Origin of the sequence: Nostoc sp. FACHB-190 (assembly GCF_014696905.1) — a bacterium.
In the GTDB taxonomy this organism is placed as follows: domain Bacteria; phylum Cyanobacteriota; class Cyanobacteriia; order Cyanobacteriales; family Nostocaceae; genus Nostoc_B.
Window position 1 is genome coordinate 391,311 of sequence record NZ_JACJQW010000001.1, and the last position, 21,403, is coordinate 412,713.

Here is a 21,403-nt window from a genome sequence, read left to right on the forward strand (position 1 = left end):
TATCTGAGGCTCGGATTAAAATAAAAAGTTTGCGATCGCTATCAGTATTACCTCAAAATTACTTTTTTTATGCCAGACCTTTACGTTTCTTGGTCAGAATATCACTACAAAATTGAACAACTGGCGGTTCAGGTATATCAATCTGGTTGGGAATTCAACCAAATTGTTTGCCTAGCCAGAGGCGGACTGCGAGTTGGAGATATTATTTCTCGGATTTATCAAAAGCCATTGGCCATTTTAGCGACATCATCTTATAGCGGCCCCGGCAAACAAGTGCGAGGTAATCTCACTGTTTCCCATCATTTGACCATGACCACGGAAAAGTTAGGTTCCCATATCCTGTTAATTGACGACTTGGTAGACTCTGGAATTACTCTTCAACAGACAATTCCTTGGTTACGGGAAAATGTCGATTCCTCAATTGCGGAAATTCGCAGCGCCGTCGTTTGGTATAAAGCCTGTTCAGTGATTAAACCTGATTATTACGTCGATTACTTACCGGACAATCCTTGGATTCACCAACCCTTTGAACATTACGAACATACCAGCCCCGCAGATTTGGCAGCAAAGCTAAGTCAATTATGCTGACAAATTATTGCCCTACAACTGAATTTACCAATCCAAAATCCAAAATCTAAAATCTAAAATTTAGAATAGCCACAGCCACACAGGCAAAGTCACCAACAACAGCAAGACTCCCAAGGCTAAGGAAGTCACCGCGAGGTTACGGTCAAGATTGAAAGTTTCAGCCAGCACCATTGTCGCAAATGCTGGCGGCATTGCCATTTGTAAAACAATTACCTTGGCGGCGGAACCAGTCACGCCAAATAAAGATAAAGTACTGCCAAGCAGCAGGGGAACTAAAAGCATTTTGATGGCCAAACTGATGGCGGCTTGGGGGAAATTGTGCCAAGAAGTCAGCAGCGAAAGGCGCATTCCAATTAATACTAAAGATAAAGCGACAGCAATCCAACCCAATTTTTCCAGATAAAATTCTGCCGTCGGAGAAATACTAATTTGGCGAAACCATAAACCCAAGCCAAAACTCCACAAGGCTGGGTTAATTAATATGGCTTGAGTCATTTGCCAATAGTTTGTGCCACCATCGCCATAATGAGATGCGAGAGCGACACCCAAACCATAAGCACCAAACAGTGACCCCAATAAATCGTAGAATAAAGCCCAAGCAAAATAATCTTGCCCGACCATTGCTAAAGTCACAGGAAAGCCGATATAACCTGTATTGCCGACCATTGCCGCCAAGAGAAAACTTCCCTGAGTTGGGTGCTGAAAAGTTGTGTTTGTCAGATAAGCTTGTCCTTTGATTGTTAACCAAGCCAAAAATGCACCTAATAAAATCGCTAAATGAGCGATCGCAGGTGCAATCCAAATCTGTGCCGACAGGTCAGCTTGGCGTAAAAAAGCCACAATACTGACAGGTACTCCCACCCAAAAAAGGAACTGACCCAAACGCTGTGGAACTGCGGCAGGCAGTTTCCGTCCCAGAAAAAATCCGATTAAAATTAAGCCTGCCAGTTTGACGTATAGTTCTAGGAGGTTTGCCAAAATTTCCCTAACAAAGACAGATGTAATATGTACCGAATATGCTAATCTCTGTCCAGTCTACAGTCTGTTATGAATTTTGAACAAAAGCAGGAGTTAACCCTTGAATAAAGCTGGGTTTTCTGGAAAAGCCCCAAATTCGTCCGGTGATTCTGGTGATGACATTCCAGTAGCTTTACGCGATACTCCTGATGTCTCGTCCAAAACACCCTTACAACCTTTAGTTCTGATTATTGGGGGAGTCGCAGGATTTATCTTGCTGGCTGTAGTTAGTGGTTTTTTCTTTTCTCTCACTACACCGAAAAAAATCACCGATTCTTCATCTTCACCAGCAGATTCCTCGACTGTCACCACTCCCGGCGCGACTAACTCAGCAAATCCCCAAGATAATAATGCGGTGTTGGGACATTTAGCTTACCCAGAAGCACCAGAATCAGAGTTAGCAGCGATTACAAGCGATCGCCGCATCAGAATGCGAACAGCCGCCGCCGAAAAGTTTCGCGCCATGACTCAAGCCGCCCGGAGTGCTGGGGTAATTTTAGTGCCAATTTCTGGCTTTCGCTCTGTGAAAGAACAAGAGCAATTATTTTTTGAAGTCGGGGCGCAACGCAATCAAACCCCGGCCCAAAGAGCCGCCCTCAGTGCGCCGCCAGGCCATAGTGAGCATCACACAGGTTATGCGGTAGATGTCGGAGACGGAGCCGCACCCGCTACGAATCTTCAGGCTAACTTTGATCAAACCAAAGCTTTTAGCTGGCTACAAGCAAACGCCGCCCGCTTTGGTTTTGAGTTGTCTTTTCCTCAAGATAATGTGCAAGGTGTGAGTTATGAACCTTGGCATTGGCGTTTCGTTGGCGATCGCCAAAGTCTAGAAACCTTCTATAAAGCCAGAAATTTAAAACCCGCTAAAACATCACCTTGAATAAGAATTCAGAAGTCAGAATTCAGGAGTCAGAATCGATTAGTGGCGGTATTTTTACTCCACTAATTGACAAGATAAAATTAAATTCTGACTCTTGACTTGTAAATTCCTCTGATTGATAGCAATCAAAGTATAGATTAGGACTATATTTATAGCTGAAATCCCTGATGTTCCTGAGTTTCTACTCAGTACTCAGCACTCAGCACTTTGCCATAATCCTATTTCTCCGCATTTTCAAAATCTGTCAACGCACAAGCAAACTCCCGAAAAGCCGTTTTAATTAACACCTCTCTCATCGTTCTTTCTAAGGAAGAATTACGAATCATATCTGTTAACTCTAAGAATAGATATGAAACAATAAAACGGTCTTGACGGTCAAATTGTTTCAGACAAGTCAAGATAAAATCATACAACTCAGTTTTGCGAGGTTTGCTTTGTTCTTCCCAAATTTTGAATGCTAGTTGCACTGTTTTTAGGCGGATCTCACTCATATTGTAGGAAGTGTCTTTGTAGCGAATTGACACGCGCTGAGGCAGTTCCATAAGTTGTGGTGTAGAAAAATTATGTGAATTACTATTCAGGTATTTTTTTACTTATCCGGAGAAATGGACAATAACGAAAAGAATTCTCAAATATCCAGATAAATTTATCAAGCGATCAAGATGTTTTTCTAATTAGAGAGACTTTAGTAAAAACTATTAATATCAATTTAAATAATGATGATAGAGACATAAAAAACAGTCTTGTACAGCAATTATCAATTTAATATGATGGCAGACTGCTGCGGAGAAACTCCGTAATTTCAAAGCCTTGAGCAATCAGTACTGTTCTCAGCTATGTGACTACGACCATAACAGATAAGAATTTAACCAGTTATAATTATGTATTCAATTTGTCTTATGAACTCAAATAACTTTATTATTGATTTTTGACCCATCTTTAATCCCAAATTACGGCTTGGATTGATTATTTTATTGAGAAAATAAATTTGATTAACATTGACAAAACCTAAAATATGTGATTGGGTGAACAATAAGGTGAAGCTGATAACTAATAAGGAACTGCAAAAGATGTTGCAGTGAAGCCGAAAGAACATGAAGTTAATGAAAATCCTAGATAATCAACCTAAATGGTGCGTAATCTCCCTCAGTGTTTTTCTCACAAGCTTGATAGGTTGGTTAGACTACCAAATCCCACCAGAAATATTAATAGCAATTTTTTACTTAATTCCGATTGGCATTGCAACTTGGTTTGCTGATAATTGCAGTGGCGTATTAATTTCATTGATTAGTGCAGTTACAAATTTAGTAGTCAATCAAAAACCAAATTTTCACTATTTACATCCCTTAGTACCTTATTGGAATACTGTTGTAGTTTTAGTATTTTTCTTATTTACCAACTATCTTTTGTCACAACAAAAACTCACATTAAAAAACTTAGAAAGACTAGCGAGGACTGATGCTTTAACAGGGCTACATAACAGGTCATTTTTTTTAGAATTAGTCAACTTTGAAGTTCATAAATCTTTAAGACATCAAGAACCAATAACTATTGCATATTTTGATGTTGATAACTTTAAACTTGTTAATGACCAGTTTGGGCATACTGTTGGCGATCGCCTGCTATGTTTAGTTGCGGAAAATGCGAGAAATAATCTACGTAAAATTGATGTTATCGCCAGACTTGGAGGTGATGAATTTGCAATTTTATTACCACGTACTGGTTATGAAGCATCCGCAGTAGTATTACAGAGATTACACAGAACCTTATCATCTATCATGCAGGCAGAAAATTGGCCTGTCACCTTGAGTATTGGCGCAATTACCTTTATTAAACCGCCAGCTTCAGTCACAGAAATTCTCGAAAGAGCCGATAATTTAATGTACGGTGCTAAAAAAAGGGGTAAAAACTTGCTACACCACGAATTAGCAAATGATTTAGTAGATGAATAAACTGAAAGAAGAATTCAGGAGCCAGAAAAAGAGTGTGAGGCGAAGTAGGGGAGTGCGGGCGGTCTTTTAACTCAGCACTCAGCACTTTCAACTCAGCACTTTTCATTTTTGCCTTGTTTAAGACTACCCTTTGTTTATTCTGTTAAATTAGGAGACGCAAAATGGTCACAACAGTGAAAGAGTTTGATGCACAACAATGGGTCAAAACTCGCTCTTCCCTTGATGCCAATGAATCGACATTTTTAGTTTGGCAAGGCAAGATTTATAGTTTTATTCCTGGAGAGAAAAGAAAACTCTTATTTAAAATCTTGGGTGTGAGTGTTAGTAGATGTATTTCCACAGGAGAAGATAGTTGGGATTTTACTTCTCGTGAACTCACTTATTACTTAAACCCAGAAACAGAAGAAATTTTGCCCAAATGGGAAAATCCTTGGACTGGTGAAACTGTACCTGTATTACACGTTGCGAATAATCCGGTACAAGGACATTTTAAAGGTAAATTTCCAGCCCAAGTTGAGGGAGACACGACAACTTTTGTATTTGATATTTTTCCAACTTATCCAAATCCTTTGGCAGAAGATCCAAAATTTGCCGAATATAGTCCTTATGAAACTTATCAAGCCGCAGAATTATTTAAATTATCTGTTCCAACCGCAGATTTATTCAATTCAGAACTCAATTCTGTTTCTCAACTAAAGCTGAGTTGGGATAGGATTGGGCAATGGCTACCGTGGATGAAAATGGGCGATCGCGCTGGTAATCTCATCTATAGTGCTTTTGGCTCTAAAGTTGGTGGTTTAGCAGAATTACCCCAACTACTGCAAGATGAAATTAATCACCGCGTTCCCTTATATAAACAAGCTCCCAAAGCATTCTCCGAGGGGGAAGATATGACTTCTTGGCTATACTTCCAGAAGAATTTTGATGCTTACTTAGCCGGCGAAATCTTCCCCTTACCAGTCGCAGAAGAGTTGTAATGAGGTATTGATATAGCTAAATTCTTCCTCTAGCTTCTTCATTCAGAAGCTTTGTCAAAAGAAAACGCTTATGTGGTCTATTCCGCATTCAAAGCCTTGCGGAACACCACCTTATCTTCCCCTGCCTTGTAGAAGTCCCGAATACGCGCCTCCTCCTCGAAACCGCACTTTTTGTAGAAAGCCCGCGCTCGTTCATAGCTGGGCAGCCCCGAAGTCTCGACCAACAAAATTCTCTGACCACTTGCCCGTAAGGCATTTTCCACATACTTTACTAACGCTTCTCCTCGCCCTTGCCTCTGATAGTTGGGATGCACAACAATCATTAACAAGTCCCATGTCCCATCTGTAAACGGGGCAGGTGCGTAGTAGGCGACCCCGCACGCTTTCCCATTCTCCTCATCGGTGAGCCACACATGACCCTCGCCGATGTTACCACTGAAGTAACTCGCCAGCACTTTGCTCAGTTCTTCGGTTTCGCTCGCGGGGAATAGCTCTGCTGCTACAGCAATCGCGATTAATGCCTCTGAATCATCGGGCGTACTCGGTCGAATCATAGGGAACTCCAGTGCTGTCTGTTCGTCAGATTTATGCGTGTCTGTACTGCTTACTATAGCGGTTTTCACTTGCTTGTAATACAGTCAGAATCCACCCCGCATTTTCTTACGCAAACGCTCTCCTCCCTGCTTGCGGGTGGAGTTGAGGTGTACCTCATTGAACTGAGAACCGCTATAATCTCAACCCCACCGAAACTTAAAACTTCCGCATATTGTTCTTTACAGGGTCAAATCCTCTAGAAAAGCGGGTGCTGTCATCATAATAAGCACCACTTAAATCTGCACCATACAGCTTAGTAAAGTTGAGTTTCGCACCCCGGAGATTTGCTTCTTTTAATTTGACACCGCATAAATTAGCTCTCGTCAAATTCGCCTGAGCTAAATTAGCTTGACTCAAGTCTGCTCCCCAGAGTTTAGCTTTGGCTAGGTTCGCTTGGCTCAAGTCTGCTCCCCACAAATTAATTCCTGGTAAGTAAGCGGAAATTAACCTGGCTCGACTTAAATTTGCAGCCGGAAAATATCTCTCCCCTGCATCGTAACTGCGTTTGAGTTGTTCAGCATCCATGAGTAGTGTTGACCTTTTTCAGTAATAGAGACGTAATTTGTTCCCATTCCTGGTTTAGCTCGCCCACAAACTCTGGCTGACTGCTGCGATGATACCAATAACGCGCATTATGCAAATCGCCTTCTTGACGATGTAAGTAAGCGTGAACCCAAGCACTATCAACATCATGGGCATTTTGGACTATTTCATGAGCTTGGTTCCAATCGCCTTTTTTGTCATACCACAGAGCTTGTAGTGCTTTTGGTAGGGTTTGCGGACATGAGACCTGTTTATCGATCAATCGCAGGAATTCCTGAGTATTCACGATCGCCACTCCACAACTATCAAACCTATTTCTAAGATACTTGGCGATCGCCCTTCATTACAATTATTGTTGCAAACTGGAAAATACAGCTAAGGTAAAGCAATTCTTCAGGAGGTGAGTATGGCCTTTAGTAGTTATAAATCTATTAGCGAAGTTCTCAAAACATTTCAGATTATCTACACAGAAGCTAATTTTGTTCTAGCAACAGAGTTTAATATTCCTCAATATTTCCGAGAAGATTTAGCAATCGTTATGCGCGAAGGTGTCGTGGATAATTCTGAGTTTGCTATTTGTGAGAACTTAATTTATCCAGTTTTGAAAGAAGTTTGGAAGCAGTATAATAGTAAGTTTACTTTATGGAGTCATCAATCACTAAGCTATGATGAGCAATTATCAGGTTTTCCTGAATATATTTTGGCTAAACGTTCGCCTTTAGGGAAAATAGTTTTTGATAAACCATACTTTATTTTAGTAGAAGCGAAACAAGATAATTTTGAAGCAGGTTGGGCGCAATGTTTAGCTGAAATGATTGCGGCTCAAAGACTCAATCAAGAATTGTCTTTAGTTATCTATGGGATTGTTTCTAATGGTGCAGTTTGGCAATTTGGTAAACTAGAAGCACAAAATTTCACTAGAAATATTACACCATTCACTATTTATGAATTAGACAATTTATTTGCCACTGTCAACTATATTTTTCAACAATGTCAATTACAACTATAGTAATCCTAAATCATTTGTGAAATTCTCCTTCTTTTTCTCCTTCTCTTTCTTTGTGTCCTTTGCGGTTCGTTTAAAATAATATGTTTTCACAACTCAGATAGGATTGCTGTAGATAATTTACTGATATCTCAGCCTAATCTTTCAACTTGACTCCGCATCAATTTCTGCACACTAACTAAAGCTCGATTTAACTCAAAATTGCGCCGTTGCGGATTTTGTAAATATGCCTGTTGTTCTTCCTCAATCATTTCTACATCCTGCACTACTAAACCTTCAAGTAGTTTTTTAGCGGCATTAAATAAACTATCTTTAATAAATCGGCGAAACCAGACAGGTAATTTATGTAATCGCCAAAAGGCATTGAGTGAGGTGAAGTGAATTAAATAAGCTTTGGTTTGAGTTTCACTTATAGGACACAATAAACAATAGATTTTAAAATCTTTCCCTAATGTAGATTGCCAATGGGGATAGACATAACTCACATCCAACGGCTCTGGATGGAGTTTTCGTAATGCGGGGAAAAATAATTGAGAAATTGACCAAATTTTATCGATTTTATAATAACTTTGGGCAGTATAATGGACATCTACACGGTGATTATCTTCGTCGATATTTTGTAAAGATGCTGCCGCCCAAGCTTGTAAATCTTGATGTAAATGTCCGTGATACATATCCATCAAGTTTTCAATTAAATAAGAATAATGGGCTTGACAGTTAATGACTGCAACTGAAGCAATATAATTCAGATGTTCCCATTCTGGTAAACCCATTGGTTCAACAGCTAATTCTGCATCACCAGGAAATAGCCAAATAAAACCATCTTGTTCTTTGACTGGGTAACGACGAATTTGGCAGTTTGGTAATTTTTGATTTGCAGCTAAATAAGGAACTGCTGTACATTCACCCGATGAATTGAACCGCCAACCATGATAAGCGCATTCTAATTCATTAGCGATCGCTTGTCCGTGGCTGAGTTTAACTTGACGATGGGGACAACGGTCTTCTAAGGCGTGGATTTTACCTGTACTGTCGCGGTAAAGTGCGATCGCTTGATGCCATAATATCACTCCCACGGGTTTATTAGTTACCTCAGTACTCAGTGCAACTACATACCAATGGTTAGGGTTAATCCCCAATTGACGCACATCAGAAGTTTGCACAGTTTGAGAGAGAGATGACATAATTCAGCCTATCCTTTTCCGCGTTAGTCTAGTCACTGATGACCAGATTATCACTTAGGGAACTAAAACTAATTTTGCTGACAAGCTATAAAGTATGTGTAGTTACAGCAGAATTCACCGAAGTGGAGATTTTCAACCCTTTTCCCTTCATTCTGAATTCTCTACCGATACACCACAAGACTTACGCACAAAGATGGTCTGTGGAGATTGGGTTTAGGGGCTTCGCCGTGAGCGTCAGCCGAACGGTGTAAGGGTTTTGGATACATACACCCCATACCCCTACACCCTTCCCAAACCCTTGTTTTTTCGTCTCACTGCGTAAGTCCTACACCAGTAAACATATTGAACCAAAAATTCTTATGGCAATCTCTCAAGAAAACCTAACTGAAGAATTTCTTAACGAACTAATGCAAGACACAGCTACCCTCGACCATCTAGAAATTATTGAAAATGTCATCGACTCTCTAGAACAAGATGACAGCGCAATGGTTAGCCAGAGTCCAGAAGGTGGATATCTCTGGAAGTTTAAGTACGGTAGTGTGGAAGTGTTTGTACAACTCACGGGTACAAGCGACGAAGACACCTTCACAGTTTGGTCTGTCGTATTAAAGTTACCCGCCAAAGATGAACCAAAATTAATGCGTTACCTTTTAGAGTTGAATTGCTCTAGTACTTTTGAAGCGCGTTTTGGCATCATTGATGATAAAGTTGTTGTCATCTCAACACGTACCCTAGCGGAGTTGTCTCCAGGGGAAGTCTCACGGTTAATTACGATTGTTGCCACGATCGCCGATAACAACGATGAAGCTTTACAATCTGAGTTTGGTCTTGCTTAAGTAATCATTCATGTCTAACAAGCAGGTATGGCGACTGATTCCTTTCTTAGAAGCCTCTGGTAAATTACAGATGGCGATCGATAAATGGTTATTAGAACAACACCATTTCAGAAAGCATCCTCCAACTCTGCGCTTTTATACTTGGTCGCCAGCTGCTATTTCTCTCGGCTATCATCAACGACAATATCCCCAAGCATGGGAGAATTTAACTTGGCAAGGTAAAAAACTAGATTTAGTCCGCCGTCCCACTGGTGGAAGAGCAGTATTACACCAAGGCGATTTAACCTACGCTGTCATTACATCGGGTTTAGCTGGAAACCGTTTACAAGCATATACAAAGATTTGTGAATTTTTAATTCAAGGATGGCGATCGCTTGGTGTGGAATTAAGCTACGGTACAGCTGGGCGCGGCTACATCCATAACCCCAACTGCTTTGGGACGGCGACAGGTGCAGATTTAATTTTACCCAATGGCGCAAAACTCATTGGTAGCGCCCAACTCAAACGCGGTAACGTAATTTTGCAACATGGTTCCATTCGCTTGCAACCAGATGCGGAACTGTTTGCACAAGTATTTGGTACAGAGTCATTCAATAACCTTCATTTCCCTTACAGCCTCGAACAAATTATGACGGCCTTGATTGCTGCTGCACAAGACTGTTTTGATATGGAAATTGAAGTGCAGCAGTTATCAGAGTGGGAGTTACAGGAGATTTTAAACGCGGAGGTAAGGGGAGTTTAGATGGATATAAATAAAAGTCAACGACTGGAAGCCGCAGCTTGGCGCATAGGCGATGCAGCCGACTTTCTCGAACTATCATCTGATGAAGTAGCTTTCATTGAGATAAAGCTATCTTTGAGCAGACAATTAAAACAACTGCGCGTCAAAAATAATCTGACTCAAACGGAGTTGGCGCAGAAAACCAAATTTAACCGCCGATTGAAGAGGATGGACGCAGATAAACGCAGATAAATTTTTACTTGAGCAGATGAAGCAACGCTATAGTCAGATGAAAATAACATATTGCTACTCGGTCAAGCCTGTATCTTGAATTATGCTAAACCTTACTTTCTAGAGTTTGGGGAATGGGAGTAGTTGCAGCTAACTTTCTACCGTAGTTAATCGCAATTAACCCTGTCACATACATAAATAAACTGTAAACGGCTGCTGGTACTGCCATATCAGGATTGTTGAGTATTCCGGCGGTAATGGCGATCGCTAGTGTACCATTTTGAATCCCCACCTCAATGGCGATGCAGATTTGCTGAGACGGATTGAGGTTAAATAGTTTGCTAATATAAAACCCCGCCAGCATTGAGACACTGTTCAACAGCACCACAGCAATTCCTACTTGCAGAATAAAGCCAGGGAGACGATTCCACTCACGAACAATTAGTAAGAGAATAATTATAGCCAGGAAGGCAACGGCTAAACGGCTAGTCACCTTTTCTAAACGATGGGCAACTTCTGGGAATAACTGACGCACTCCCATTCCTAAACCGATAGGCAGCAGTGTCATCAGAAAGATTTGTACTATTGTTGCACCAATAGGTAGAGCGATCGCCGCAGTTTGTCCGATGAAGTGTTGATATGCGAGGTTTGCTAATACTGGAATTGTCAAAACGGTAATCAAACTACTCAAAGCTGTTAAAGTCACCGACAGCGCAACATCACCTTTAGCCAGGAATGTAATTACGTTGGAAGATACCCCACCTGGACAAAGCGCAATTATGATTAAACCCATAGCAATGGTAGGCTGCATGGGTACTAATTTCGCAATAGCAAAACCAATAATTGGTAAAAGAACTAACTGACTAATCAAGCCAATGGTGACGGCTTTGGGATAATTTTTGACACGTTGAAAATCTGCGGGTGTGAGCGATAAACCCATTCCCAGCATAATAATTGCTAAGGCTATAGGTAGAGCAACTGTAGTGAAAAAGCTTGCTTCCATAATGAATAATTTATAATAACGACTCTATCAGTGAGAAATTTAACGGTAAAACAAGATTATTCGCTGTTTTGTGCCGATTTGCATCTTAAACTGCTGGTATAGGTAGAAACATTATCAAACAGTATTGCTTTCTTTACAAGCGTATGGGCGAGTATTCATACCACTCATACCAATTCACAATTCGCAATTAAAAAACTTAGATGTAGCAAGAATTTTAGGGTTTACATCTGTATCAGATTCTTCGTGAAATGGTATCACGCGACGAGTAAACCCGATCGCAAAAATAAAAGGGACACAGAATAATTGTGTCCCTAAATAACTAATTCAAGATGCTAGTTGCCCATGTGGCTTAGGATTTGCGATAACAGGCAAATTCCATTGAAAAAGTTGCCATACCGGCAGTGAGCGATCGCAAGTCTGTAGAATAGCCAAACATCTGCACTAATGGTACTTCGGCGCGAATCACAGAGTATCCTTGCATTGTCTCGGAACTCAACAGCAAGCCGCGACGGGATGATATATCACCCTGGACTCTACCTATGAACTCGTTTGGTGTTTCCACTTCGACGAGCATAATTGGTTCGAGGATATAGGGTTTAGCTTGGGCGATCGCATTTTCCAGTGCTTGATGAGCAGCAGAGCGAAACGCCAATTCCGAAGAGTCAACTGGATGATAGGAACCTCCATCCAGCACGACTTTCACCCCAGTTACCGGATAGCCTGACAGTTTTCCTGTTGTCATCGCCTCGCGGAAACCTTTTTCACAAGCTGGGATATATTCTTTGGGAATTGCTCCACCAACTACCCGATTCTCAAATACAAATGGTTCATCGCTGGGTTCAATCCACCCAGTTACATGGGCGTATAAACCAGTACCACCAGATTGTTTCTTGAGTCGGTAATCAAATTGAGTTTTTTGGCTAATGGTTTCCCGATACGCCACTGCGGGAGTACCGACATAAACCTCAGCATTATATTCCCGTTGAATCCGTTCTAAGTAAATTTCCAGATGCAGTTCACCCATACCAGAAATCAAAGTTGCTTTTGATTCTGGGTCGATACTGAGCCGAAATGTCGGGTCTTCTCGTTGAAAGCGGTTGAGGGCTTTGGCTAGGCGATCGCTATCTTCTTGTTTTTTCGGTGTAACTGCCAGTGTAATCACTGGTTCCGGGACAAACATTCTTTCGAGAAACACTGGTGTGTCTCCCGTGTATAATGTATCGCCCGAAGCACAATCAACACCCAACAAAGCCACAATATCTCCAGCCACAGCCACTGGCAACTCTTCGCGCTTGTTGGCGTGCATTCGCACCAAGCGACCAATTTGCACTCGTTTTTCAGTCCGGGAGTTATACACAAGATCACCCGGTTTTAATGTGCCGGAGTAAATGCGGGTGTAGGTTAGCTGACCGAAAGATTCAAGAGTGAGTTTGAATGCCAAAGCTACCAAGTCAGAATCAGGCTCAGGGTAAACACTGACTGATTCTGCGGTTTTGACTACTTCCCTATCGATGGGAGATGGTAAATAAAGGGCGATCGCATCTAAGAGATTCTGCACGCCTTTGTTTTTGAATGCAGAACCCAGCAGTACAGGTGTGAATTCCAGCCTCAAGGTTGCTTGGCGGATAACTTGCCAAATCAGTTCTTGGGGAATTTCTTGATCTGCCAATAGCATCTCAGTCATTTCTTCTGAGAACAAGGACAAGCTATCTAGCAATTTTTCCCGCGCCTGTTGTGCTGCTGCTACAAGACTTTCAGGAATTGCTTGTTTGACCCAATGTTCGCCGTTTTCGCCTTCAAAGTAATGTGCTTGCATCGACACTAGGTCAATCACACCTTGGAAGTTATCTTCGCTACCGATGGGATATTGCAGCAACACCGCATTTAATTGCAAGCGATCGCGGATAGCCTGGACTACACGAAACGGATCTGCACCCATTCGATCCATTTTATTAATGAATGCTAGACGCGGCACACGGTAGCGTTTCATCTGCCGATCCACTGTGATGGACTGGGACTGCACACCCGCCACGGCACACAACACCATCACCGCCCCATCCAGCACCCGCAAGGCACGCTCTACTTCAATCGTGAAATCCACATGCCCTGGAGTATCAATTAAATTAATTTGGGTATCACGCCACTGACAAGTTGTGGCCGCGGAGGTAATGGTAATTCCATGCAGCTTTTCCTCCGGCATAAAATCCATTGTTGCACCCTTGCCGCCTCCCTTCACCTCCTCAATAGCATGGATTCTGCCCGTATAGAAGAGAATTCGCTCTGACAGAGTAGTTTTACCAGAGTCGATGTGAGCAGAGATACCAATATTGCGGACGCGTGTTCGGGGAATCATAACATTTCCTTTTTGTGCAAGCGACAAATAGTCACTATGAAAGTGGTATTATATTTTGTATTATAATTGTAATATATTGTGATGACAAGCCTCACGATACAGAAATTGATATTCTTTTGTGCGGGATACGAGATCCCCGACTTCTGAAAGAAGTCGGGGATCTGAGCAATCAGAGTACTCTGGTGTAAAAGATTTGAATTATCGCTACTGAATGCTTAGTAGGGTAATTGCTTGCTCAATGTTGTGTTTTGCATGATATCGATTGAGTAACTTTTCCTGATACCACCTTTGCGGAGGATTCATATACTTACCCTCCAGCGAAGCCTTAATGAGTGCGGCTTGGTGGTCTGAGGGTTGTCCCATTTGGTCTAGGATAGTGCCGAGATGTTGCAACATTTCAAATGTAGGTAGCTTTAAGCCTTCGCTATCGTCCATTTGTTGTATCGCTAATAACGGAAATGCCATTAAAGCACTAATGTAATTGTCTTTGTATGCTCCACTGGCTAGAGGTCTGAGACCATATCGCCAGCATAAAGTTTTGAGTTGCTGAACTGTGAGAACTTCTAATTCTGTGCGAGTAAACAACATAAAATAGATATTGCCATTTTTACGAGTGGTATCAGTGGTTAACAAGTTTCTCAGGCTCATGTAACCACTGATTTCAACAGTCTAGTCAGACGTGTACGTCTGATTCAAGCTTAATTTACACTTCTCAACAATGCCGAACCCTAGAGGAACACCCGAAAACTTACAACCATCACAACCCAAGGGTGAAGAACCGATGACCACATCTATTAGTTTTAGATGTACTGAGTTGATGAAGGAAGCGGTGAAGGCACAAGACGACCCCGCACAATTTTGCAGAGACGCAATCCAGGAAAAATTAGATAAACAGAAACAATTAGAATGAAGAATGAGCATTAATCGAGCATCTCCACTGAGTTTAAAGTAATGCTCAAAGTATGCGCTCAAACACCGAAACTTATGCTTTTGAGCATTAGGTGAGCATTTTTAAGTAAAAATAGGCTGAAATTGTTGATTTTACGTCATTTATGCGAATCTCTTTAAACTGGCTGCGGGAACTAGTAGAAATTAAATTAAGCCCAGAAGAATTAGCTCATACCCTGACAATGGCTGGGTTTGAGGTAGAAGATATTGAAGACCGCCGCACTTGGGCAGATGGTGTGGTTTTGGGGAAAGTGCTGGAACGTCAACCCCACCCCAACGCTGATAAATTAAGTGTTTGTCAAGTAGATGTGGGTGCGGCTGAAACTTTAAATATTGTTTGCGGTGCAGCCAATGTCCGGGCTGATATTTATGTCCCAGTCGCCACCGTTGGCACTTATTTACCAAACATCGATTTAAAAATTAAACCTGCAAAACTGCGTGGTGTTCCATCTCACGGTATGATTTGTTCTTTAAAAGAACTGGGTTTGCCGAGTGATGTTGATGGGATTCACATTTTCACTGGGGAAAATCTCTCGGTGGGTAGTGATGTCCGGCCGTTGCTGGGTTTAGATGATGTAATTTTAGATGTGACGGCTACGGCTAACCGCGCTGATGCTTTAAGTATGGTAGGCATAGCGCGAGAAGTTGCTGCTTTAACTGGTGGTAAACTGAGTATTCCTGAACCTGGGGAAGTCAAAATCACTCAAAATCCAGGCAAGTTAGGTTTAAAAATTGCTGATACCCAAGCTTGCCCAGCTTACATTGGTACAGTCATTGAACAAGTAAAAATTGCCCCGTCGCCGGACTGGTTGCAACAACGCTTGCGGGCTGCGGGTGTGCGTCCCATTAGTAATGTCGTTGATATTACTAACTATGTGTTGTTGGAATGGGGACAACCACTCCACGCCTTTGACCAAGACCGTTTACAAGCTGTTGCTGGTAATGGCAATTTAACTATTGGTGTACGTTTTGCCAATCAAGGAGAATCGCTGAAAACCTTGGATGGGCAAACTCGCAACCTCGCAACCCAAAATTTGTTAATCACCGCTAACGATAAACCTGTGGCTTTAGCGGGAGTGATGGGGGGAGAAGAAACGGAAGTTGATGAAGGTTCGCAAAATTTAGTTTTAGAAGCGGCTTTGTTTGACTCCGTGGCTATTCGCCGTTCCTCTCGTGGGGTGGGGTTACGCAGTGAAGCATCTGGGAGATACGAACGGGGTGTGAACCGGGCAGAATTGGAAGTCGCCTGTCGTCGTGCTTTGGCTTTAATTAGTGAATTGGCTGGCGGTGTCATTGTACATCAAGAAGTTGTTGATACTCGTCCCGACCCTGCGACCTGGAGTCGTTCAATTGCTCTGCGTTTAGATAGGGTGAATGAAATACTAGGCCCTACAGATTTAGGCGAAGACACAGGGGAATTACAAGCAAGCGATGTTGTCAGGATTTTAACCGCCCTGGGATGTCAGCTGACACCAACAGATGAACGTAGTTGGAATGTGGCGGTTCCGCCTTATCGTTACCGCGACTTAGAACGGGAAATTGATTTAATTGAAGAAATTGCTCGGCTCTACGGCTATGATAATTTCTGCGACACCTTGCCGGAAAAAGCCCAAGCTGGCTATTTACCCATAGACCAGGAGTTGTTGCGGAAATTGCGGGCGACTTTACGGGCGGAAGGGTTGACGGAATTAGTGCAGTATTCTTTGGTTAAACCAGGGGAAGACCGCCAGATAGTCTTAAGTAACCCCTTGTTTACCGAATATTCGGCGTTACGTACTGATTTAATGGCTGGATTGATTGATGCTTTTCAATACAATTTAGAACAAGGTAACGGTTCTCTCAACGGTTTTGAAATTGGGCGAATTTTCCAACAAGAAGAAGACGGTCTGCACGAAGCTGATGCGATCGCTGGTATCTTAGGAGGAGACAGCAGCCTCGGCAAATGGTCAAAAGGTGGACGCGAACAGCCAATAACTTGGTTTGAAGCCAAAGGCATTCTCGAAAGCGTCTTTCAACAATTGGGTATCCAAGTAGAATATCAACCAGATTGTCGTGATGAGCGTTTACATCCCGGACGCACCGCTTCTTTGTGGATAGGTGGAAACCGCCTGGGTGTATTTGGTCAACTGCATCCCCAACTGCGGCGAGAAAAAGATTTACCCGATTCTGTATATCTATTTCAGTTAGATTTAGATGTGCTGTTGGATGCCTTAGATCAAGATGAGATTTTGATTCCCACATTCAAGTCTTATTCTACATACCCAGCCAGCGATCGCGACATCGCCTTTTTCGCCCCGGTGAAAATTTCCGTAGGAGAACTAGAAAAAGCGATTAACAAAGCTGGTAAAGGTTTACTAGAATCTGTGGAAATCTTCGATGAATATCGCGGCGAAAACGTCCCCCAAGGACAACGCAGTTTAGCATTTCGTCTAGTATACCGGGCAAGCGATCGTACCCTCACCGATGCCGAAGTCGAACCTGTACACAACAAAGTTCGGGAAGCCTTGGTAGAAAAATTCGGCGTTAACCTCAGAAGCTAATAATTTAGTAGTGATGAGTCAAGTAAACAACAGAATTCATATCCCGCAAGGAACTAAAGTTCCTTGCTCATAGCAAAAGTCATCTAAAGATGACTAAAATATACCCAAAATTTTGTAGTCTACTTGAGTAGACTTGAGCTATTAGCCTTGAACTTGAGTTCGAGGCGGGTGACGAAGCCAACCATTAAGCTTTCTAGCTTAAGTTGACACCAATAGTCATAAATTGACTCATCACTCATTTAGGTCATTCGTCCTTTATCAATACAAATGACCAATGACCAATGACAACCTTGACAAGTATTTGGGTTTTGGCGAGGGTTCAGGGGTATAAGGGTGTACTGATTCAAAATCATTACACCCCAAACCCTTTCACCCTTTCACCCAATCTCTACAGATAATCTTTGTGCGTAAGTCCTGTAATTTTGACCCGTTTTAGCTTAATATTCATTGTGAAATTTGGATTTTTAATTGATTAACTATGCCCAAATATGTACTCTGGGGAACTTACTGCGACGACGTTTTAGAAAAACGCGCTCCTTACCGTCAAGCACATTTAGATGGTTTAGCCAAGCAAAAAGAATCTGGTGTGTTAATTACCATCGGCCCCACCAAAGATATCACCAAGGTTTTTGGCATTTATGAAGCTGAAGACGAAGCCACTGTCCGCCAATTAATTGAAAATGACCCTTATTGGCAAAACGGTATTTGGACAGAATACTCTATCCAAGAATGGATTCAAGCTATTTAATTAGATCGTTGACAAATAAATTGAACTATTAACGGAAGAAGTGAACTACCTACACTGACCTGGCGGAGAGCGTGTAGGCTTCCTGTCCAACAGAAAACGCAGTAGTGGATTTCTTGCGTCCTCCCTTACTACGACTTACATCTGGGCGACAGGCTTCTTGATGAAGTTGTTCATGGGGGAAACCCCCAAGACCACACTTCATCGCTTTATCCCCCGTTCCAGAGGTCAAAACTTGTACTGAGCGTAGTCGAAGTATTCGTAGACCCTCATCTCTGAGGTTAATGCTTGCGTTCACATCCCTGTCGTGCCTGGTTTGGCAATTGTCACAAGTCCAAAATCTTACATCAAGTGGCAAACTACCAACTTGATTAAGACAAACATGACAGGTTTTTGAACTGGGAAAAAATCTATCAACTTCAAGATAAATCTTCCCTTCCATTTCTGCCTTATATTTCAACATGGTACAGAACATTCCCCATCCAACTTGGTGTATAGACTTGGCTAGTTTATGATTCTGCATCATGCCTTTAACATTTAGATTTTCCACAACAATAACTTGGTTTTCGTTGACTATCCTACGAGATAGCTTGTGCAGAAAATCCTCACGGCAGTTAGTTATTTTTCTGTGAACTCTAGCAACTTTCTTTCGAGCTTTAATACGGTTATTAGAACCCTTTTGCTTTCTAGATAACTGCTGCTGTTTAAGTTTTAAATTCTTCTCATGTTTGCTGAGTATTCTAGGATTATCAAACTTAGACCCATCACTAGTAATAGCAAAGTGGGTCAATCCCAGGTCAATGCCTATTGCTTTACCTTCTGTATTTGATTCTAGTTTTCCTTTGCCATCATCAAAAAGAATAGCCGCAAAGTATTGATTAGAACAGTTTTTAGATATAGTTACAGTCTTAACTTTCCCCTCAATGGGTCTATGGATAATTGCTGTTACATCTCCTATTTTTGGGAGAGTTACACAATTATCAGCAACTTTAACATTTTGAGGATATTGTATTGACTGCTTACCATGTTTAGATTTGAATCTAGGGTATTTAGCTCTTTTCTCAAAGAAGTTGTTAAATGCTACACCCAAGTTCAAACAAACTTGCTGCAAACATTGTGAGTAAGTTAGTGACAACCAATCATACTCTTTCTTTAATTGGGGAATTATCTTTTTAACTTCATATCCAGACAACCCCTTACCAGTCTCCTTATATGTTTGGTTCATCAAGTTAAGACAATAATTCCAAAGCCAGCGACAACTGCCAAAAGCTTGCGCTAGTGACTGCTGTTGTTGGACATCTGGATATAACCTGACTTTGACGACTCTTAACATATTAGAGTGAACGACGTTTGCTCTAAAAGAGTATAACATAAGATTTGTTCGTTTCCTCCATGTTTCCCTCCCTTGCCTGTCGGCATTGGTGAGGCAGTGCGTTGGGCGGCTTTGCCGACTTGTAGCAACTGCCGTCGGGAAACTTTCGTCAACTCACGCGCAATTCATCTCAACACTTCCGCTATCGCGGTAAGTGTGAGGCTTCTTGCTATTCAAGCTAAATTAAACCTAGCTTGAGATTACCAGGTTTCGATACTTCGACTGCGCTCAGTATCCACACTTCGACAGGCTCAGTGCATCGCTTCGTGGGAGTTGAGCGAAGTCGAAACTCAACCCTCTTCTAGTCAACTTATTGAGCATTGAGCGGAGTCGAAATGCGTTTTGTGTCCACCTACTTGTCTCCCTTGTCCCTAAATCATGGGATATTTTTTAATTAGAAATCCCGGAAATTTAGTCAGAAAATTTGCCATACATATTCATTTCTTGCTGTCAATGTGGCAGTTTATTTATTGTCCACTACCGCCAGACAACCGATTTTTCCCCAAGTAAAACAGTTGTGAAAACCGAACTGTGTAAACCCAAATCGCGCCTGCGTGACACTATTTGGCTGTCTGATTTGAGAGTTGCAATTCCTAACTTTTAGTAGATGTCATGATATTTGTGTGTATGTGATTATCAATAATGTCTTGAACAAAGATAATATGGCTGTTGTCTAGAATAAAAAAGGGTTAGCGATCGCACTTAATATTTAGTTGTTCGCCAATCGTTTGATTTTTTAAGAGGGTACTACCCATGCAAAACATCCTAAAACGTGCATTCTTACCTAGTTTGATGGCGGTTAGTTTAACCAGTGTGAGTTTAATTCCCACTCAATCTGCTAGTGCTGATGATAGAGTCTTAAATAATGCTGCAATTGGTGCTGGTGCAAGTGCCGTAACCGGAGCCTTAACAGGTTGTGGTTCTTTCTTAAATAATGCCTTGACAGGTGCTGCGGCTGGTGCAGCTGTTAATGGTGCCAACGGTCTGAGAACCAGAAGTGACAGAAGAGTTAACGGACGTAACATCGTTCGAGATGTTGGTGTAGGCGCAGGCGCTGGTGTAGTAGCTGGTGCCGTTACTGGTGGTTGTCGAAATACGTTGAAAAATGGCCTTAATGGTGCAGCAGCTGGTGCAGCTGTGCATTTGCTAGACCGCAGACCTGCTAAGGTCAGAAGAAGATAATTTATGATGGATAATTCGTAATTTCATCATTCAACACGGATTATCCATTGTGGATTATGCCCATGTCAGTTACAAAAATAAATAGTTGATTGGTAGGGGTGCAGTTGTTAGCACCCCTAATTTATTCTCAAGTGCTTTCTATTTTTTGTTATGTGGCAACATGATTCATACCAATTCACGAAATTACTGATACAAATTACTTCCTTTGTATCTATGCTTCTGTTCGCCGAGCGTTCGCGCAGCGTCTCCGTCAGGAGAAGTCGAGGTGCTGCTTGCATATCTGTATCATTTTTAAAGTGAAATAGTATCACTTAGGGCGAGAATATTATTTTATTAACGAACAAATCCAAAAACAGAAAGCGCAAAGAGAGGAGAGAAATACTTAACTGAATCGTATTACAGCAAATTTGATGTTTATGAGGCAATACAGTTCAGTTAAGGCAAAAACTTAGACTGGTGGAGTAACAGAAGCCAACATTCACGCATACTTTGTTGGGTTACGCTATCGCTACACCCAACCTACTATTCTCTTCAGTTTTTTTTACGCCTTTACACTTACTCATTACTCATTACTCACTACTTATTACTCATGGTGTACCTCACTTACTTCAACGGTGCTGTAAGTTATGTATGATTAATATTTGATTTGGGAAAAATATCCTGTCTTTGAGTTTATTTTTAGTAACAGTATTTCAGGACAGTTAAGACATTTAAGAACATCAATTAAAAGC

22 protein-coding genes are annotated in these 21,403 nt (G+C 41.7%); 12 read left to right on the forward strand and 10 right to left on the reverse strand.

Annotated elements, in window-relative coordinates; genetic code table 11:
* Nucleotides 1-69 precede the first annotated feature (69 nt).
* The gene (locus H6G28_RS01825) at nucleotides 70-588 is read left to right on the forward strand and encodes a phosphoribosyltransferase (RefSeq protein WP_190588110.1); all 519 of its coding nucleotides are present in this window, start codon (nucleotides 70-72) and stop codon (nucleotides 586-588) included.
* A gap of 60 nt (nucleotides 589-648) precedes the next feature.
* Here the strand turns inward: H6G28_RS01825 and H6G28_RS01830 are convergent, their stop codons facing one another.
* Nucleotides 649-1,566, reverse strand: a complete 918-nt coding sequence (locus H6G28_RS01830; protein WP_190668542.1) for an AEC family transporter — start codon at nucleotides 1,564-1,566, stop codon at nucleotides 649-651.
* 100 nt (nucleotides 1,567-1,666) lie between these two features.
* Between H6G28_RS01830 and H6G28_RS01835 the strand changes: the two genes are divergently transcribed.
* Nucleotides 1,667-2,485, forward strand: a complete 819-nt coding sequence (locus H6G28_RS01835) for a M15 family metallopeptidase (protein WP_190588108.1) — start codon at nucleotides 1,667-1,669, stop codon at nucleotides 2,483-2,485.
* A gap of 218 nt (nucleotides 2,486-2,703) precedes the next feature.
* On the opposite strand, the gene H6G28_RS01840 is transcribed toward H6G28_RS01835, so the two are convergent.
* A complete protein-coding gene (locus H6G28_RS01840; protein ID WP_062294129.1) occupies nucleotides 2,704-3,027 on the reverse strand; it encodes a hypothetical protein in 324 nt (107 codons plus the stop codon).
* Between the two features lie 561 nt (nucleotides 3,028-3,588).
* On the opposite strand from H6G28_RS01840, the gene H6G28_RS01845 reads away from it, so the two are divergent.
* A complete protein-coding gene (locus tag H6G28_RS01845; RefSeq protein WP_242054430.1) occupies nucleotides 3,589-4,437 on the forward strand; it encodes a GGDEF domain-containing protein in 849 nt (282 codons plus the stop codon).
* Nucleotides 4,438-4,598: 161 nt separating this feature from the next.
* Entirely contained in the window at nucleotides 4,599-5,414 is an 816-nt protein-coding gene (locus tag H6G28_RS01850; RefSeq protein ID WP_190588106.1) for a DUF1838 domain-containing protein, read from the forward strand.
* 77 nt (nucleotides 5,415-5,491) lie between these two features.
* On the opposite strand, the gene H6G28_RS01855 is transcribed toward H6G28_RS01850, so the two are convergent.
* The 3 genes from H6G28_RS01855 to H6G28_RS01865 form a co-directional block, all read right to left on the reverse strand.
* Entirely contained in the window at nucleotides 5,492-5,968 is a 477-nt protein-coding gene (locus H6G28_RS01855; RefSeq protein ID WP_190588105.1) for a GNAT family N-acetyltransferase, read from the reverse strand.
* A 196-nt stretch (nucleotides 5,969-6,164) separates the two neighbouring features.
* Nucleotides 6,165-6,533, reverse strand: a complete 369-nt coding sequence (locus H6G28_RS01860; RefSeq protein WP_062294133.1) for a pentapeptide repeat-containing protein — start codon at nucleotides 6,531-6,533, stop codon at nucleotides 6,165-6,167.
* Nucleotides 6,523-6,837: a hypothetical protein gene (locus H6G28_RS01865; protein ID WP_190588104.1), complete on the reverse strand. Its 315-nt coding sequence runs from the start codon at nucleotides 6,835-6,837 to the stop codon at nucleotides 6,523-6,525. The genes H6G28_RS01860 and H6G28_RS01865 overlap by 11 nt, the downstream gene beginning before the upstream one ends.
* 120 nt (nucleotides 6,838-6,957) lie before the next feature.
* Here H6G28_RS01865 and H6G28_RS01870 point away from each other — a divergent pair, with 120 nt between their 5' ends.
* Nucleotides 6,958-7,560, forward strand: coding sequence for a hypothetical protein (locus H6G28_RS01870; RefSeq protein WP_190668547.1), 603 nt, complete (start codon nucleotides 6,958-6,960; stop codon nucleotides 7,558-7,560).
* Nucleotides 7,561-7,688: 128 nt separating this feature from the next.
* On the opposite strand, the gene H6G28_RS01875 is transcribed toward H6G28_RS01870, so the two are convergent.
* Nucleotides 7,689-8,741, reverse strand: a complete 1,053-nt coding sequence (locus H6G28_RS01875) for an aromatic ring-hydroxylating dioxygenase subunit alpha (protein WP_190668552.1) — start codon at nucleotides 8,739-8,741, stop codon at nucleotides 7,689-7,691.
* 359 nt (nucleotides 8,742-9,100) lie between these two features.
* Here H6G28_RS01875 and H6G28_RS01880 point away from each other — a divergent pair, with 359 nt between their 5' ends.
* The 3 genes from H6G28_RS01880 to H6G28_RS01890 are packed head-to-tail and all read left to right on the forward strand — an operon-like array spanning nucleotide 9,101 to nucleotide 10,550.
* A complete protein-coding gene (locus tag H6G28_RS01880) occupies nucleotides 9,101-9,577 on the forward strand; it encodes a YbjN domain-containing protein (RefSeq protein WP_190668555.1) in 477 nt (158 codons plus the stop codon).
* 10 nt (nucleotides 9,578-9,587) lie between these two features.
* Entirely contained in the window at nucleotides 9,588-10,319 is a 732-nt protein-coding gene (locus H6G28_RS01885; protein ID WP_190668559.1) for a lipoate--protein ligase family protein, read from the forward strand.
* On the forward strand, nucleotides 10,320-10,550 hold the full coding sequence (locus H6G28_RS01890; protein WP_190588099.1) for a hypothetical protein: 231 nt from the start codon (nucleotides 10,320-10,322) through the stop codon (nucleotides 10,548-10,550). It abuts the gene before it with no gap.
* Between the two features lie 85 nt (nucleotides 10,551-10,635).
* On the opposite strand, the gene H6G28_RS01895 is transcribed toward H6G28_RS01890, so the two are convergent.
* From H6G28_RS01895 to H6G28_RS01905, 3 genes are all read right to left on the reverse strand, one after another.
* Nucleotides 10,636-11,532: a bile acid:sodium symporter family protein gene (locus H6G28_RS01895; protein WP_190668562.1), complete on the reverse strand. Its 897-nt coding sequence runs from the start codon at nucleotides 11,530-11,532 to the stop codon at nucleotides 10,636-10,638.
* Nucleotides 11,533-11,881: 349 nt separating this feature from the next.
* Nucleotides 11,882-13,885: an elongation factor G gene (fusA, locus tag H6G28_RS01900; protein WP_190668565.1), complete on the reverse strand. Its 2,004-nt coding sequence runs from the start codon at nucleotides 13,883-13,885 to the stop codon at nucleotides 11,882-11,884.
* A 204-nt stretch (nucleotides 13,886-14,089) separates the two neighbouring features.
* Entirely contained in the window at nucleotides 14,090-14,533 is a 444-nt protein-coding gene (locus tag H6G28_RS01905; RefSeq protein ID WP_242048161.1) for a hypothetical protein, read from the reverse strand.
* 70 nt (nucleotides 14,534-14,603) lie between these two features.
* On the opposite strand from H6G28_RS01905, the gene H6G28_RS01910 reads away from it, so the two are divergent.
* The 3 genes from H6G28_RS01910 (at nucleotide 14,604) to H6G28_RS01920 (ending at nucleotide 18,121) form a co-directional block, all read left to right on the forward strand.
* The gene (locus tag H6G28_RS01910; protein WP_190588096.1) at nucleotides 14,604-14,795 is read left to right on the forward strand and encodes a hypothetical protein; all 192 of its coding nucleotides are present in this window, start codon (nucleotides 14,604-14,606) and stop codon (nucleotides 14,793-14,795) included.
* Nucleotides 14,796-14,937: 142 nt separating this feature from the next.
* Nucleotides 14,938-17,373 carry a phenylalanine--tRNA ligase subunit beta gene (pheT, locus tag H6G28_RS01915; protein WP_190668567.1) on the forward strand — a complete coding sequence of 812 codons (2,436 nt, stop codon included), beginning with the start codon at nucleotides 14,938-14,940 and terminating at the stop codon, nucleotides 17,371-17,373.
* 478 nt (nucleotides 17,374-17,851) lie between these two features.
* A complete protein-coding gene (locus tag H6G28_RS01920; RefSeq protein WP_190668568.1) occupies nucleotides 17,852-18,121 on the forward strand; it encodes a YciI family protein in 270 nt (89 codons plus the stop codon).
* 49 nt (nucleotides 18,122-18,170) lie between these two features.
* Here H6G28_RS01920 and H6G28_RS01925 read toward each other — a convergent pair whose 3' ends face one another.
* Nucleotides 18,171-19,451: an RNA-guided endonuclease InsQ/TnpB family protein gene (locus H6G28_RS01925; protein ID WP_190668571.1), complete on the reverse strand. Its 1,281-nt coding sequence runs from the start codon at nucleotides 19,449-19,451 to the stop codon at nucleotides 18,171-18,173.
* Nucleotides 19,452-20,243: 792 nt separating this feature from the next.
* Between H6G28_RS01925 and H6G28_RS01930 the strand changes: the two genes are divergently transcribed.
* Nucleotides 20,244-20,672 (forward strand): hypothetical protein, encoded by a 429-nt coding sequence (locus tag H6G28_RS01930; RefSeq protein ID WP_190588093.1) that lies wholly within the window; start codon nucleotides 20,244-20,246, stop codon nucleotides 20,670-20,672.
* Nucleotides 20,673-21,403: the final 731 nt, after the last annotated feature.